Annotated in this window: 15 protein-coding genes; 4 read left to right on the forward strand and 11 right to left on the reverse strand. The window is 64.8% G+C overall.

The window, feature by feature from the left end; genetic code table 11:
• Positions 1-147: 147 nt before the first annotated feature.
• A complete protein-coding gene (locus IVA93_RS34235; RefSeq protein WP_018460095.1) occupies positions 148-921 on the reverse strand; it encodes a ferredoxin--NADP reductase in 774 nt (257 codons plus the stop codon).
• 400 nt (positions 922-1,321) lie between these two features.
• On the opposite strand from IVA93_RS34235, the gene IVA93_RS34240 reads away from it, so the two are divergent.
• Positions 1,322-2,125 carry an ATP-grasp domain-containing protein gene (locus tag IVA93_RS34240; protein WP_018460096.1) on the forward strand — a complete coding sequence of 268 codons (804 nt, stop codon included), beginning with the start codon at positions 1,322-1,324 and terminating at the stop codon, positions 2,123-2,125.
• A gap of 21 nt (positions 2,126-2,146) precedes the next feature.
• Here the strand turns inward: IVA93_RS34240 and IVA93_RS34245 are convergent, their stop codons facing one another.
• The 8 genes from IVA93_RS34245 to IVA93_RS34280 form a co-directional block, all read right to left on the reverse strand.
• The gene (locus tag IVA93_RS34245) at positions 2,147-2,995 is read right to left on the reverse strand and encodes an amidohydrolase family protein (protein ID WP_018460097.1); all 849 of its coding nucleotides are present in this window, start codon (positions 2,993-2,995) and stop codon (positions 2,147-2,149) included.
• A gap of 3 nt (positions 2,996-2,998) precedes the next feature.
• Positions 2,999-3,976, reverse strand: a complete 978-nt coding sequence (locus IVA93_RS34250) for an aldo/keto reductase (protein WP_018460098.1) — start codon at positions 3,974-3,976, stop codon at positions 2,999-3,001.
• 103 nt (positions 3,977-4,079) lie between these two features.
• Positions 4,080-5,012 (reverse strand): sugar-binding protein, encoded by a 933-nt coding sequence (locus IVA93_RS34255; RefSeq protein WP_026233945.1) that lies wholly within the window; start codon positions 5,010-5,012, stop codon positions 4,080-4,082.
• Between the two features lie 94 nt (positions 5,013-5,106).
• Positions 5,107-6,189 carry an ABC transporter permease gene (locus tag IVA93_RS34260; RefSeq protein WP_018460100.1) on the reverse strand — a complete coding sequence of 361 codons (1,083 nt, stop codon included), beginning with the start codon at positions 6,187-6,189 and terminating at the stop codon, positions 5,107-5,109.
• On the reverse strand, positions 6,189-6,947 hold the full coding sequence (locus tag IVA93_RS34265; protein WP_007597833.1) for an ATP-binding cassette domain-containing protein: 759 nt from the start codon (positions 6,945-6,947) through the stop codon (positions 6,189-6,191). Before IVA93_RS34265 ends, IVA93_RS34260 begins: the two co-directional genes overlap by 1 nt.
• A 12-nt stretch (positions 6,948-6,959) precedes the next feature.
• A complete protein-coding gene (gene xylA / locus IVA93_RS34270) occupies positions 6,960-8,282 on the reverse strand; it encodes a xylose isomerase (RefSeq protein WP_026233946.1) in 1,323 nt (440 codons plus the stop codon).
• A complete protein-coding gene (gene xylB, locus IVA93_RS34275; RefSeq protein ID WP_018460102.1) occupies positions 8,283-9,737 on the reverse strand; it encodes a xylulokinase in 1,455 nt (484 codons plus the stop codon).
• 82 nt (positions 9,738-9,819) lie between these two features.
• On the reverse strand, positions 9,820-10,878 hold the full coding sequence (locus IVA93_RS34280; RefSeq protein WP_018460103.1) for a LacI family DNA-binding transcriptional regulator: 1,059 nt from the start codon (positions 10,876-10,878) through the stop codon (positions 9,820-9,822).
• Between the two features lie 111 nt (positions 10,879-10,989).
• Between IVA93_RS34280 and IVA93_RS34285 the strand changes: the two genes are divergently transcribed.
• On the forward strand, positions 10,990-11,517 hold the full coding sequence (locus IVA93_RS34285) for a DUF1003 domain-containing protein (protein WP_018460104.1): 528 nt from the start codon (positions 10,990-10,992) through the stop codon (positions 11,515-11,517).
• Between the two features lies 1 nt (position 11,518).
• On the opposite strand, the gene IVA93_RS34290 is transcribed toward IVA93_RS34285, so the two are convergent.
• Positions 11,519-11,986: a GNAT family N-acetyltransferase gene (locus tag IVA93_RS34290; RefSeq protein WP_085384941.1), complete on the reverse strand. Its 468-nt coding sequence runs from the start codon at positions 11,984-11,986 to the stop codon at positions 11,519-11,521.
• A gap of 10 nt (positions 11,987-11,996) precedes the next feature.
• Positions 11,997-12,578: a helix-turn-helix domain-containing protein gene (locus IVA93_RS34295; RefSeq protein WP_018460106.1), complete on the reverse strand. Its 582-nt coding sequence runs from the start codon at positions 12,576-12,578 to the stop codon at positions 11,997-11,999.
• 188 nt (positions 12,579-12,766) lie between these two features.
• Here IVA93_RS34295 and IVA93_RS34300 point away from each other — a divergent pair, with 188 nt between their 5' ends.
• A complete protein-coding gene (locus IVA93_RS34300) occupies positions 12,767-13,759 on the forward strand; it encodes an alpha/beta fold hydrolase (RefSeq protein WP_018460107.1) in 993 nt (330 codons plus the stop codon).
• 324 nt (positions 13,760-14,083) lie between these two features.
• Positions 14,084-15,559, forward strand: a complete 1,476-nt coding sequence (locus tag IVA93_RS34305; protein ID WP_247789495.1) for a site-specific integrase — start codon at positions 14,084-14,086, stop codon at positions 15,557-15,559.
• Positions 15,560-15,736: the final 177 nt, after the last annotated feature.

The raw sequence follows: 15,736 nt of genomic DNA on the forward strand, positions 1-15,736 counted from the left end.
GCTAGCGAATTCGGCGGGGACAAATCAATCAGCCCGATGGGCGGGCTGCTGCGGTGCAGCAGGGCTCGGGAGGGACGGGCATTAACCGGTCAAGGCGCTTTACTCAGGCAAGCGTCCTGGCTTTTGCCAGGACGAGACCGAGAGGGCCTACCGCTCGACGAACGCCTTTTCGATCACGAAATGGCCGGGCTTGTTGCCCGAGCCCTCGACGAAGTCGCGGCCTTCGAACATCAGTTTCAGCTCTTCGAGCATCGCCGGGCTGCCGCACATCATGATGCGGTCGGTCGCGATGTCGAGCGGACCCTGGCCGATGTCGTTGAAGATCTGCTCGGAGCTGATGAGGTCGGTGATGCGGCCGCGATTCTTGAACGGCTCGCGGGTCACGGTCGGGTAGTAGATGAGCTTGTCCGCGAGCAACTCCCCGAACAGTTCGTCCTCGCGAAGACCGGCGACGAGCTTCTCGCCATAGGCGAGCTCGGAGACCTGGCGGCAGCCGTGCACCAGCACGATGCTGTCGAACTGGTCGTAAACCTCGGGATCCTTGATCAGGCTGGCGAAGGGCGCGAGGCCGGTGCCGGTCGAGAGCAGCAGCAGCCGCTTGCCGGGAATGAGATTGTCCGTGATCAGCGTGCCGGTCGCCTTGCGGCCGACCAGGATGGTGTCGCCTTCCTTGATCTTCTGGAGACGCGACGTCAGCGGGCCGTCCTGAACCTTGATCGAGAAGAACTCGAGCTCTTCCTCGTGATTAGCGCTCGCCATGCTGTAGGCGCGGAGCAGCGGGCGGCCCTCAACCTCGAGGCCGATCATCGCGAACTGGCCGTTCTGGAAGCGGAAGCCGGAATCGCGGGTTGCGCGAAAGCTGAACAGGGTGTCGGTCCAGTGCTGGACGGAAAGAACCTTCTCTCGGTAAAACGCGCTCATGATTTTCGATATTCCGAATAATTGCGGTTTTAGGGCAAAAGCGTTGCCCGGCCCCTGAAAGCGGAGCGGACACCATTGCCATGGCGGAGGATTTCGCGAGTGTGATCTACGCCATTGAGACCAATAATCAACCTCGTTCCGGATGCAATTGATGCCGGTCAAACCGGCATTTGCGGCGGAAATGGTCACATCATTAATGGATCTGCTGTCCGGCGCATTCGGAAGGCAATTTCTTTTCCCTCCCAGGCTCGAATACAGCACTTAATTTCCGTAGCGCTCGCGAGAATTTCATTAAGAATAGCTCTGATTTCACCCCCGTTTAGCGTCGTTTCCCCGATTTTTGCGGCTTTTGGCGCCAAGATCGACCGGAACTGGCGACTAGGACCGGCGACAGAGACAGATGGCGAGCGGCGAGCGGATCTTCGTGCAGGCGATCAAGCGCTATTGCGTAACCCATGGCATCGCGCTCGATGTCCGCGCCGATGGCTGGCTGCTCGCGATGCGCCGGGGCGAGCAGCGCCACTTCGCGTTCGGCTACGACATCGGCCTCAACAGCGCCATCGCGCACCGCCTGGCCAATGACAAATCGGCCACCGCCGAGGTGCTGGCGCTCGAGGGCGTGCCCTGCATTCCCCATCGCCTGTTCCTCAATCCGAAGTTGGGCGAGAAGGTTGTCGGCGTTGGCTGGCGAGAGGCAATGCTGGCGCTGCTTGGCGACAATCCGCAAGGCGTGGTGGTGAAGCCGAACGAGGGGACGTCGGGACGATCCGTCTTCAGGGTCACGACGGAAACAGAGCTCGATCATGCGGTTGGCGAAGCCTTTTCGATGAGCGCCGGACTCGTGATCTCACCCTATGCCGTGATCGAGGACGAAGTACGCGTGGTCCTGCTCGATGATGTGCCACTCGTCGTCTACAGCAAGCAGCGTGGCTCGGGTTGGCGGCACAATCTCGATGCGGGCGCGAAGCCCGTGCTGATGCAGGACGGCGATCTTCGCACAGCCTGCGCAAAGCTCGCCATCAACGCCGCCAAGGCCATCGGCATCACCTTCGCCTCGATCGACCTCGTGCACGTCGACGGCGTCTGGCGCGTGCTCGAGATCAATTCCGGCGTGATGATGGAGGCGCTGGCGAAGCTGCATCCGGAGCTGGTGCAGACGACGTACGATGCGGCGCTGGATCGGGTGTTTGGGGACAAACACTGAGCGACACGCGCGCTGGCGGCTTCAACCAATCGCCAACCGATACGCAGCCTTCGCATTCACGCCGAACGCCTTCTCCCGCACCTGCGGCCCGAGCTTCATCAGGCAGGCCCCCAGCGCGCCCGTGATCTCACCATAGCTCCCCGCGAGCAAACATACCGGCCAGTCCGAGCCGAACATCAGGCGATCCTCGCCGAAGCATGTCGCGGCGTGCGCGACGAACGGAAACAGCCGTTCCGCATTCCAGTCGCTCCACACCGCTTCCGTCGCCAGCCCCGAGACCTTGCACCAGACATTGCCGCAGGCCGCGAGTGCCGCGATGCCGTTGGACCATCCAGTGCTTCCGCCATCGGCGATCGGCGGCTTGGCTGCGTGGTCGAGCACGAAGCGCGCCTGCGGGAACGCTTGCGCGGTTGCGATCGCGGCCGGCAGCTCGCGGGTGCGGACCAGGAAATCGTAGGCGAGATCGTGCGCGAACACGGCCGTGAGGCCGCGCTGAACGTCCTCGCGCAACAACCAATCCGAGTCGGCCTCGTCATGGACCTGGTGGCGGATGCCGACCAGCTTGTCGCCGCCGGGCGAAGCACGCAACTGCTCCAGCGTATCGCCAAGTGCAGCGTCGGTCAGATCGGCCCAGCCGACGACGCCGATCACCGAGGGCGTCGCATGCGCGATCCGCAGGAATTCCTCGGTCTCAGCCAGCGCGGAGCGGCACTGCACCAGGATGCTCGCGTCGATGCCGTTCGCGCTCAAAAGCGGCGCGAGATCGGCCGGACCGAAGGCACGCCGGATCGGCGTGAGCTCGGGCGCGTCCATCCAGGGATAGTCGGCGCGCGCCGGATCCCAGAAATGCTGGTGAGCGTCGACGATCATGCCTTACGCTCCGGCCGGCAATGGCGCGCGGGCGTCGACGAGTTTTCGCCCACGCAGCTCCTGCCAGAACGCCGCCGGCACCGCCATCTCCGACATCGCGATGTTGTCGGCAATTTCCGCGGCGTTGCGCGCGCCCGTCACGGCGACCGTGACTGCCGGATGGGCCATGCAGAACTGCAGCGCGGCGGCTTTCAGCTCGGTGCCGTGCTTGCGGCAGAGCTCGTCGAGCGTGAGCGCGCGGGCGACGAGTGCCGCATCGGCATCCTGATAATTGAACTTCGCGCCCGTGTGCGGATTGGCCAGGATGCCGCTGTTGTAGATGCCGCCGAGCAGGATGCCGATATTCTTCGCCGCGCAGACCGGGAACAGCGCATCCAGCGCGCCCTGGTCGAGCAGCGTGTAGCGGCCGGCGAGCAGGAAGCAGTCGACCGGAACGGCCTCTGCAAACCGGACCAGCATGTCCGACTGGTTCATGCCGGCACCGATCGCCTTGACGGTACCGTCCCCGCGCAGGCGCTGGAGCGCGCGGAAGGCGCCGGCGACGGCGTCGTCATAGTGATCGTCGGGATCATGCACGAGCAGGACATCGACGCGGTCGAGCCCAAGCCGCGCCAGGCTTTCCTCCACCGACCGCATCACGCCGTCATAACTGAAATCGAACACCGGCCGCTCGCGCGACGTGCCCTTGTAATGCTCGTCCTCGGCGGCAGCGCCATCGGGCGCACGCAGTAGACGGCCGACCTTGGTCGAGATCGCGTAGGAGTCACGGGGTTGTTGCCGCAGGAATGCGCCAAGGCGTCGCTCCGCGAGGCCAAAGCCGTAGAGCGGCGCGGTGTCGAAGAAGCGGATTCCGAGCGACCAGGCGCTTGCGATGGTCGCTTCCGCATCGGCATCGCTGACGGGGGTGAACAATCCGCCGAGCGGGGCAGAACCGAGGCCGAATGAGGTGACATCGAGCGAGCCGAGCCGCGACCTTTTCATTCCCATTGCCTCAACAGTCCTCCCCAACAGCCAAAATCATCTCTCCCGCTTGCGAAAATCGCAAGCGGGAGAGGCACGCAGGAGCGTGGGGCTGGCGACGCTCCTACTTCAACATCTGCGCAACGTTGTCCTTGGTCACGAGATCGAGGCCGGTATAAACGATCTCCGGCACCTTCTCGCCCCTCTTGATGGCGAGCAGCGTGTCCATCGCCTTCTCGCCCATCTCGAACGGACGCTGGCCGACCAGCGCATTGGCGTAGCCATCGCGCAACAGCTCGAGCTGCATCTTCAGCGTATCGGCCACGACAAGCGTGAACTTGCCGGAATCGATATCCTTCTTGTACCTGGACGCGAAGGCCTTGAAGCCTTCGGGGGCGAACATCGGCCAGCCGCCGATGGGAACGATTGCGGCGAGGTCGGGCGTCGCGGTACGCATGTCAGTCATCTGCTGAACCGCCAGCGCGGGATCGTCGTTGCAGAACGTTGGAGAGCCCGCGACCTCGGTCCATTTCGAGCCCTTCAGCGCCTCGCGCACGCCGTCAACGCGTTCGGCGAGGTTCTTGGCGCCGGGACCACCCGAAACCATGGCGTATTTGCCGCCGTCGGGCCGCAGCTTCAGGAGCTCCTTGCCGAGGGCGACGCCGAACTCCTTGTTGTTGGTGCCGATATAGGCGATGCGCTTGGCGCGGGGCGCATCGGCGTCGAAGGTGATGACAGGGATGCCGGCCGCGGTCGCCGCGTCGATCGACTTGGTCATCGCCGCGACGTCGGCAACCGAGATGGCGAGGCCGTCGACCTTCTGGGTGACGAAGTCCTGGATGATCTGGGCCTGCGTCGCCGGCTCGTGCTCGACCGGCCCCTTGTAGATGCACTCGATATTGCCGAGCTCCTTGGCACGCTTCAGGCAGCCGTCGCGCGCGAAGTCGAAGAACGGATTGTTCATCGCCTTGGGCACGATCACGAACCGGTAGTTTGCGGCAAACGCCGGCGTAGCCATCATCGCCACCGCGATGCCGGCAAGTAGAAATTTCCTCATCGTCTCCTCCACCCTTCTTTGGCGCCTGTCCTCTCAAGATCGTCCGGGAAGTGGACAGGCGGCATTTTCGTTGCCGTCCCGGAACGACGTCGTTTCAGATCATCCGCGAGCGGATGCGGTCGACCAATACGGCCAGGATGATGATCACGCCCACCAGCGTCTGCTGCCAGTAGGAGCTGACCTGGGCGAGCACGAGGCCGTTGCGGATCACCTCGAGCAGCACGCAGCCGACGATGGCGCCGAGTGGACCACCGATGCCGCCGGCGAGATTGGCACCGCCGATGACGGCCGCAGCGATCACGTTGAGCTCGTAGGACGTCGCCATGTTGGCCGGCGCCGATCCGAGCCAGCCCGAGATGATGATGCCCTGGAGGCCTGCGGCGAGCGCGCAGATCACATAAACCTCGATCTTCACCCGCACGACCGGGATGCCGGTGAGTTCGGCCGCCTTCTCGTTACCGCCGAGCGCGAACACGTGACGGCCGAACGAGCTGTGGTGCAGCACCACGGCCATCGCCAGCGCGAGGACGATCAGATAAATGAATGGCACGGGCACGCCGAGCACGTCGCCGGAGGTGAGCGCGTAGAAATAACCGGCATCCGGCCCACCGGGAAAGCTGCCCCGTCCGTTGGAGACGACATAGCCGAGCCCGCGCACGATCGAGAGCATGCCGAGGGTGGTGACGAACGGCGACAGGCCGAGCACCGCGATACAGAAGCCGTTGACGAGGCCGGCGAGCAGCGCGACGCCGAGGCCGGCGAGGAGCGAGACCACCAGGATCAGGCCAGGGACATTGGCGAGCACGGTCTTGCCGTCGGCCGCCATGTGCACGAACAGGGATCCCGCCGGCGAGCCGGGCGCCGACAGCTCGGTCATCACCATCGAGGTGATCATGGCGGAGAAGCACATCATCGAGCCGACCGACAGATCGATGCCGCCGGTGATGATCACGAAGGTGACGCCGAGGGTAGCGATAGCGATGAAGGAGAAATTCTTCGCCACGTTCTGCATGTTGCCCTCGGTGAAGAAGTACGGGCTGGCGAAATGCATGACCACCAGCAGCACCGCCAGCGCGAGCAGGACATAGCCGGTCTGGGACGCGAAAATGCCGCGCTGCCACCATCTAATCTTGCCGATGTTCGAGAAGGTGATCGGAGATTCCATGGGCATGGCCATCACGCCGCCTCCTTCGCGCCGGTGATCAGGGCGGTGACTTCCTCGGGGGAGGTCTGGTGGATGGGCTTGTCGGCCCGCTTTTCGCCGCGGCGCATGACGATGACGCGATCGCACACCGCGAACACGTCGGGCATGCGGTGCGAGATCAGCATCACGGCAACGCCCTGCTCCTTCAGCCGGTGAATCAGGCCGAGCACCTGCTCGACCTGGCGGACCGAGATCGCGGCCGTCGGCTCGTCCATCATCACCAGCTTCGCGTTGGAGAGCCGCGTCCGCGCGATCGCAACCGCCTGGCGCTGGCCGCCCGACATCTGCTTGACGAGATCGTCGGGGCGCGTCTCCGAGCGCAGCTCGCCGAACAGCTCCAGCGCACGCGCCGCCATTGCCTTGTGGTCGAGCAACGCGAACGGCCCGATCCTGCGCTTCAGCTCGCGCCCGAGAAACACGTTGGCCGCTGCGGTGAGATTGTCGGCGAGCGCAAGGTCCTGATAGACCACCTCGATGCCGACGCCGCGGGCATCGACGGGCCGGTTGAAATGGACGGCGCTGCCGGCGAAGCGGATTTCGCCGTGGCTGGGGCGGAAATTGCCGGCGATGATCTTGACCAGCGTCGACTTGCCCGCGCCGTTGTCGCCCATCAGGCCGACGACTTCGCCGGGGAGGACCTGCATGTCGACATCATGCAGCGCGCGGATCGCGCCGAACTCCTTGCCGATGCCGGTCAGCTCGAGGACCGGTGTCGCTTGTGCATTTGTCATCAGCGGCCTTCCTCAGACGTAGCGGTTGACGAGGGATTCCAGATATTCCTGCCGGCCCGAGCGCGGCTGCGGGTCAAAGCCCGGGCCGTGCGCGCGGTCGGCAAGTTCGGCAAGCGAGCGCTGGCCGCCGAGAATGGCGCGGCCTTCAGGCCCGGCCCATCCCTCGTAGCGTTTCGCGAGCGGCCCAGTGAGCACGCCGGCGTCGAGCATGTCCGCAGCGGCGAGCAACGCCCGCGCGCAGGCATCCATCGAGCCGACATGGGCATGGATCAGATCGTCGGGATCGATCGACTGGCGGCGGATCTTGGCGTCGAAATTGAGCCCGCCGGAGCTGAAGCCACCGCGGCTCAGGAGCTCGTGGAACACCAGGGCAAGCTCGGGCACGTTCATCGCGAACTGGTCAGTGTCCCAGCCGAGCAGATCGTCGCCGCGGTTGATGTCGAGCGAGCCGAACACACCCAGCGCCTCCGCCAGCGCGACCTCGTGATGGAAGGAGTGGCCGGCGAGGATGGCGTGGTTCTGCTCGATGTTGAGCTTGACGTCCTTCAGCAGGTCGTAACGCGCGAGGAAGCCGTAGCAGGTGGCGACGTCGAAATCATATTGGTGCTTGGTCGGCTCCTTCGGCTTCGGCTCGATCAGGATCGGTCCCTTGAAGCCGATCTTGTGCTTGTGCTCGACCACCAGCGAGACGAAGCGGCCGAGCTGGTCGAGCTCGCGCTTGAGATCGGTGTTGAGCAGCGTCTCGTAGCCCTCGCGCCCGCCCCACAGCACGTAGTTCTGGCCGCCGAGCCTGTGCGTCACCTCCAGCGCGGCGCGGACCTGGCCGGCGGCATAGGTGAATATCTCCGGGTCTGGATTGGTGGCCGCGCCCGCCATGTAGCGGCGATGCGTGAACAAATTGGCGGTGCCCCAGAGCAGGCGCACCTTGCTTGCGGCCATCTTCGCTTCGAACAGATCGGCGATGGCATTGAGGTTGGCAACAGATTCGCCAAGCGAGTTGCCTTCCGGCGCCGCATCGACGTCGTGGAAGGTGAAGAAGGGCACGTCGAGCAGGCGAAACAGCTCGAAGGCGACGTCGGCCTTCGCGCGCGCCTGCGCCATCGCATCGGCGCCGTGATGCCAGGGCCGCAGGAACGTCTCGCCGCCAAAGGGATCGCCGCCGGGCCAGCACAACGAGTGCCAATAGCAGACCGCAAAGCGCAGATGGTCTTCCATCCTGCGGCCATGGACGAGGCGGTCCTTGTCGTACCAGCGGAAGGCAGGCGTGTTGCCGGCATCTCCGCCGGCGAAGGCGACAGGTACGCTTGTATCGAAGAATTTCACTGACGCAGTCACTCAGGCACACTCCTTCAACGCGGGATAAAGTTCGCGCCAGCGGCGATAGGCCTCGTCATAGGCCGCGCTGACCGATGCGCGAGGCGTAAAGCTCGCGAGCCGCCGCGGACGGGTGCAAACCGCAGCCGCGTCTTCGCCGGTGGCGGCGAGCCGTCCGAGCCTGGCGGCGCCGAGCGCCGCTCCGACCTCGCCCTCCTCGACGCGGTGGACGGGGATGCCGAGCACATCGGCGCAGATCTGCGCCCACAGCGGCGAGCGCGAGCCGCCGCCGACGAGATCAACCTCGGGAAGCGGCCCGCCCGCCGCGCTCAGTGCCGCCAGATTGTCGCGCGCAGCGAAGGCGACGCCTTCGAGGACGGCCTGAACGATCTGGGAGCGCCCGGTCGCACCGCGCAGGCCGACGAAGGCACCGCTGGCGGCGGCATCGTTGTGCGGCGTGCGCTCGCCGTCGAGATAAGGCAGGAATTTGACCGGACTCGGTCCATCGACGCGCTCGCCGAGCGGCGCCAGCAGCGCTGGCGCCGGCGTCTCCATCACGCCCGCGAGCCAGGCCAGCGAAGCCGCCGCCGACAGCATCACGCCCATCTGATGCCAGCGGCCGGGCAGCGCGTGACAGAACGCATGGACCGCCGCGGCCGGCGCCGGTGCAAACCGATCGGTGACGCGGAACACCACGCCGGATGTGCCAAGCGACAGAAACGCATCGCCCGGCGCGATGGCGCCGAGCCCGATCGCGCTCGCGGCATTATCGCCGGCGCCGCCGGCGACCACGACATCCCTAGTCATGCCCCAGCGTTGAGCGTAGTCCGGCGCGAGCGTCGCGCTGACGTCGCTGCCCTCGACCAGGCGTGGCATGTGATGGAGATCGAGCCCGGTGGCATGCAGCAGCAGGGGCGACCAGCGGCGCAGACCGACGTCGAGCCATAGCGTGCCGGCCGCGTCCGACATGTCCTCGACCATCTCGCCGGTCAGGCGATAGCGGACATAGGCCTTCGGCAGCAGCACCTTTGCGACGCGCGCGAAGATTTTCGGCTCGTGCCTGGCGACCCAGAGCAGCTTCGGCGCGGTGAAGCCGGGCATGGCCAGATTGCCGGCGATCGTATGCAACGACGGGCAGCGCCGCTCCAGCGCGACGCATTCGGCATGCGAGCGACCGTCGTTCCAGAGGATCGCGGGACGCAGCGGCGCTCCGTCCTCGTCCAGCAGCGTCGCGCCATGCATCTGGCCGGATAGTCCGATGCCGCGCACCCGCGCGACCTCGCGGGGATGGCGGGCGGCAAGATCGTCGACCGCGCCGACCGCCGCATCGACCCAGGCATCGGGATCCTGCTCGGACCACAGCAGCGCCGGATGCGACAGCGCAAGCTCGCGCGCCGCCGTCGCGACAACAGCGCCGGCTTCGCTGACGAGCACCGCTTTCACACCCGATGTGCCGATGTCGATTCCGAGATACACGCCGTCCTCCCTTTCGCCTGTTGCGGTGCGCGAACTCAAAGTCGCCTTACCCGCAACGGGTCGTTTTGAATTCCACCTGCCGCTAAGGCAGATTGTCCCGCATCACGATGTCGATCCTGATCTTCTCCTGTTCGCGCAAGATCGGCTCGCCACGGGCGAGCGCGAGCAGCACACGTACGGCGGCGCGCGCTTCATGTCCGGGGTTCTGCGAAATCGCGGCATGCATCACGCCCTGCAGCAGCAGCCGACGCGTCAACGCGGTGAGGTCGTGTCCGACGAACACCGCCTGCTTGTCGCGACTGGCATCGCTCAACGCCTTTTCATTCAACGCGTTGGCGACGCCTTGCGTACCGGCGCCGACATTATAAAGACCCACGATGTCGGCATGCCGGCTCAACAGCCGCGTCAACACCTGCTCCGAACGCGCGTCCTCGTCGCGCCCTTCGAGCACCGGCAGCACGGTGAGGCCGGGGAATTCCGACGCCATCACCTGGTTGAAGCCAAAAATGCGCTCGGCATGATCGCGCAGGCCCTGCGAGCCCGCGACGATCGCGACCTTGCCGGACTTTTGTCCGACCAGCCGCCCGACCAGCGCGCCGGCAGTCCGCCCCGCAGCAATGTTGTCGATGCCGACATAATGGTGCCGGCGCGACGACGGCACGTCCGAGACCAGCGTCACGACCTTGGCGCCGGCATCGACGAGATCGTCGATCGCGGCGCGGACCCTGGGATGATCCAGCGCCACCACAGCGACACCGTCGTAATCATCCGAGAGCCCTTCCAGGGATGCCGCGAGCATGGACGGATCGAACACGTCGGTCGCGACGGTCTCGACGCCAAGGCGGCGGGACGACAACCAGCCCGACATCTCGCCGAGATAATCCTGGATCTGCTGCATGAACGGGTTCGGCCCCGACGGCATCACGAAGGCGAAACGGCGGGCGCGGCCGCGGGCGAGCTCGGCGGCGGCCACGTGCGGCTGGAACGAATTGCGCTCGATCGCCTCCTTGACGCGCCGGACCGTATCCGGCCGCACGCCCGGCCGATTGTGCAGGACGCGGTCCACCGTCGCGAGGCTGACGCCGGCCTGGCGGGCGATGTCCTTCAGCGTCAGCGCGGTCGTGGTGAGCGTCTCGGCCATGGCTGAAGGCTAGCAGAGGTGTTTTGAGGTACGCAACTCATTTTGAGAGGCGGCAGCATTTTCCCGCAGCTCAGCCCAGGAACAGCCTTTCCCGTCCGCCGTTGCCGCCCTGTGCATAACGATATCACCCATGATCCGGGCGAGGGATTGAGCCCGACGCTCGAGCGCAACATCCAGGCTCTGGTCGAGCGCCGCCGCCGGGAGCAGCGCGCTGCCAAGGGTCAGGAAAAGCTTGCCGATGCGATCACGGCGTTCACCGGCAGCATGGCGTTCGTCTATCTCCATGTCGCTGTGTTCGGCTTCTGGATCATCGCCAATCTGCATTGGCTGCCGGGAATCCCGGCCTGGGACGAGAGCTTCGTCGTGCTGGCGATGATTGCTTCGGTCGAGGCGATCTTCCTGTCGACATTCGTGCTGATCTCGCAGAACCGCATGAGTGCAGCAGCGGACAAGCGCGCCGATCTCGATCTCCAGATCAGCCTTCTCGCCGAGCACGAATTGACCAAGGTTGCCCGCCTCCTTACGCAGATCGCCGAGCGGCTCGATGTCCAGCCCGACTCGAAACGGGATCTGGAGGAGGCAAGCCGCGACATCGCTCCCGAGCGCGTGCTCGACAGGATCGAGGAGACGCGCTCCTGAGCTATCGGCTGGCCGACAGGTCGAGGGTCAGGAACAGGCTGTTGGGATCCTCGACATAGCCCTCGAACGGGCCGCAGAGGACAAAGCCATGCGCCCGGTAGAGCGCGAGCGCCGGCTTGAAATAGTCCCACGAGCCGGTCTCGAGGCTGAGCCGCGCCATGCCGCGCGCGCGGGCTTCTGTGACGATGTGGCGGAGCATCTCACCGCCAAAGCCGCGCCGCCGCGTGGTCTGGAGCGTGTGCATCGACTTCACCTCGCCGTGCTCGGCTGACAGCGTCTTCAGCGCACCGACGGCGACCAGCGTCTCGCCGTCCCAGCCGGTCCAGAACGCGATGTCGGGCGCGCGCAGTCCGGAGAGATCGAGCGCATGGGCGCTGCCCGGCGCGGTCTGCGCCCGCGCCGCCGTGACGTGATGATCGAGCAGCGCGATGACGCGCGGATCAAAGGTGTCGCCGGTGCGGATCTGCATCGTCACGGTCTCACATCTTGCCGTAGGACGCGCCGCGGCGCGTGATGATGACGTAGCGCGCGTCCTGTCTGGTCTCGTTCTCGAAGATCACCGCGCGCATCACATCGAAGTCGAGACAGTCGCCTTCGCGCAGGCGAACCGCCTTGGCGTCGATGTGCACGGCGATCGCGCCCTCCAGCATCAGGAGCTGCTGGGTGAAGGCATTGCGGCCCCAAGGGCTGTATGGCACCCGCGCACCGGCCGGCAAATCGACGACGATGATCTCGATGCCGCTCGCCGCGTCCGTGGGCGACGCGTGACGGCGGCGATAGCCGCTGTCGGGATCGCGCCAGTGCGGCTGGTCGGCGAGCCGCACCAGCCGCTCCGGCGGCTTTTCGGCCAGCGCGACGACGTCGCTGAGCGACACGTCGAGCGCGGCGCAGAGTTTTCCCAGCAGCGCAGCCGTCGCGCTGCTCTGCGCCCGCTCCACCCGCCCGATCATCGCCCGGCTGACGCCGGAGCGGCCTGCGAGCTCATTCAGCGTCATGCCGGCCTGCGTCCGCAGCGTCTTCAAGCGACGACCGATCGCGCGATCGAGTTTCTGCTGGTCCATTTTCTTTACAGGTCCTGGTCTCTGATCCGAACATTGCCGACACGAGGACCGCACCCATCAGGGCCGCGAGAAGCTTAAGCTGGGCGATGCGTGCGTGCCGGAAGCGAGGGGCCAATATATTAGAAACTTTGCGGAGCCTATAGGGCCGACTAGGATAGACCCAACGACGATGACCGGGAGGCGGCGACATGGGCGAACCGACGCAGCGGACGATCAAGGCCAACGGCATCAGCCTCAACGTCGCCGAGCAGGGCAAGGGGCCGATGGTGCTGCTCTGCCACGGCTTTCCGGAAGGTTGGTACTCCTGGCGTCACCAACTCGAGGCGCTGGGGGCAGCCGGTTTCCACGCGGTCGCCCCTGACATGCGCGGCTACGGCAAGAGCGACCGGCCCGAAGCGATCGACCAGTACACGATCCTCCACATGGTCGGCGACCTCGTCGGCGTGCTCGACGCTTTCGAGGCGAAGGACGCCGTCATCGTCGGGCACGACTGGGGCGCGACGATCGCCTGGCACACGGCGCGCCTGCGGCCCGACCGCTTCCGCGCCGCCGCCATTCTTAGCGTGCCCTATCGACCACGCAGTCCGGTGCGGCCGACGAGCGTAATGCCACAGACGGCGGATGCGCAGTTCTATCAACTGTATTTCCAGGAGCCGGGTGTCGCCGAAGCAGAATTCGAAAGGGATACGCGCGCAACGCTCGGCGCGATGCTCTATGGCGGTTCCGGCGAAGGCGCGGCGGTGATCCGCGCCAATGCCGAGCGTCAAGGGCGGACCGCCGGTGTCGGCATGGTCTCTCGCAAGGACGGCATGCTGCCGAAGGTGCAGGTGCCGCTGCCGTCGTGGCTGAGCAGCGCGGACCTCGACTATTACGGCGCCGAATTTGCCCATAGTGGGTTTCGCGGACCGCTCAACTACTATCGCAACATCGATCGCAACTGGGAGCTGATGGGCGCCTTCGAGGGCGTCAAGGTGGTCGTGCCCTCGCTCTTCATCGCCGGCGACTACGACATGGTCATGGCCTTCCCTGGCGCCGCCGAGCACGTTGCCAACATGAAGCAATGGGTGCCGCAATTACGCGAGATCAAGATGCTACCGGGGTGCGGACACTGGACGCAGCAGGAACGGCCGGCGGAGGTGAACGCGGCGATCGTGGAATTTCTGCGGAGCCTGCCGAACTAAAGGATGGAGCGGGCGAAGGGAATCGAACCCTCGTATGCAGCTTGGGAAGCGGAATCTTCCGACCTGCTCGAGGGCATTAATGCCGCCTTAAGCAATTGAAATTACAAAGTAATGCTGCTATAAAAGGCGTTCGAAGCGAGCGCAAGGACGTCTGGTTTTGAAAGCTGTTTTGTACGAGTGTTGTACGGGGTCGCAATGCCGGTCACCTACGAGCGGGAAGTGAAGTCGCTGACTGACAACGACGTCGATAGCGCGATATCGTATAGTCAGAGCAAAGCGATCGTTGGAAAAATCGCGGAATGGCGGGATCGCAAGACCGTTGGATTGACGATCCGGATCACGCCCGGAAAGGCCGTCTGGTACGTGCGGCGGCGCGAGTTGACGCTTCGACTGGCTTTTCTCTTGCCTGGCAACCAACTCGCACCCGCCCCCGAAACACTCAATCTCGAACAAGCGAGATACGTCGCCGAGCAAATTCGTCTGGCCGCGAAACGAAAGCGGAATTTGCGCGAATTCGCCGAGGCCTTAGTAAAATTCGAGACCACCAAGGCAGAATATTACGACCGTATGGGAGAAGCGGATTTTGCCGACGAGCTGGCCAACGAGGCGTCGTTGCTCGCCTATCGAAAGCGCATCGGCGACACCGGTCTGGCCTGGACCTGGAAGGCGCTCACTGCCAAGTTCCTCGAATACCAATTGCCTAAGCTCAAAGCCAAGTACCGCAAGCAGTACGAACACTACCTCAAGCTACCCGAATTCGACCACGTGAACGGAAAGCTCGTTAGCCAAGTCAAGCTGAGCGACTTAGAACGGTTGCGCGACGCGATTCATCTCAATCATGCTCCCTCCGCAGTTCATCGCGCGCTCACGCAATCCAAGACGATGATGAGTTGGGCTTGGAAGTATCACGCGACCGCCGCCGGCCTCGAGGAGGTCGAGGCCGAATGGTGGACGCGGTGGTCCTTCGAGTACAAGACCAAGACCCGCACGCATGCCCCGACGATCGAAGAGATCGCCCGCACCATCGTGCTCGCCGAAAAATTCCGACACCTGGCCGACGGCGAACACGAGACCTACCCCGGGACCATCGGAGCGTTGTGGGGCGTGGCCCTTACCGCCCAGCGGACCGGCGGCTTCCTCCAGTTGCGATCGGACCGACTGTTCGCGCCTCCGAAGGGCGAGCGGCATCTCAAAGGATGGAAGGTCGCCAACTGGACCGAAGAAGAGATGAAGGGAGGGCGCGACGGCGGCAGACCTCATTCGCTGCCCTTGCCTCCGGAGGCCCTCAACATCCTGAACGCCTTCCATGCGGAATCCGGTGGGAAGTCCGACTGGATGTTCAGCGGCCGCGACCCCAAGAAACACATCACGCAGGCTGCGCTGAACCTGCTGATGTACCGGCTCCAGGGGCGCGTCTATGACCACACGGTGAAGCACAGGCCTGCTCGAAAGGGGAAGCCCGGCCCTAAACCGCGCCCCAAGAAGGAGCGACCCAATCTCTTCGAACTCTACGGCATCGCACCGTGGACACTGCACGACGTCCGCCGGACGATGACTACGCTGCTCGACGACAAACGACTCGGCGGCGCCGCAACAGCCATTCTCGGTCACAAGACCGATCATGATCGGGTCGACGAACGCGAACGCATGGCGTCGGTGACCGAGCAACACTACAACCGCAGCCAGCGGATCGGCCTGAAGGCCGAAGGCATGGCGCTCTGGGTCAAGGCGCTTCTCGCCGCCTACGCGAAGGAGCTCCGGAAGTTTCGGGACATTCGGTCGGCCCAGCTCGCGGCTTGAAAAATCCCGATGCGGGGACTTTTCTCCTTGGCGGAGAGAGTGGGACTCTCTCCCCCGATGCCGCGAATGCGCGAAACCCGCCGCGAAACAAGGATTCCTGAAAAAGCCCGGTCGCGATTTGTGACCACCGCTGTGTACCACTGGCTTGGCCGGTTCGGCCGTGAACCTCATGCGCTG

Origin of the sequence: Bradyrhizobium sp. 155 (assembly GCF_023101105.1) — a bacterium.
Lineage (GTDB): Bacteria > Pseudomonadota > Alphaproteobacteria > Rhizobiales > Xanthobacteraceae > Bradyrhizobium > Bradyrhizobium canariense_D.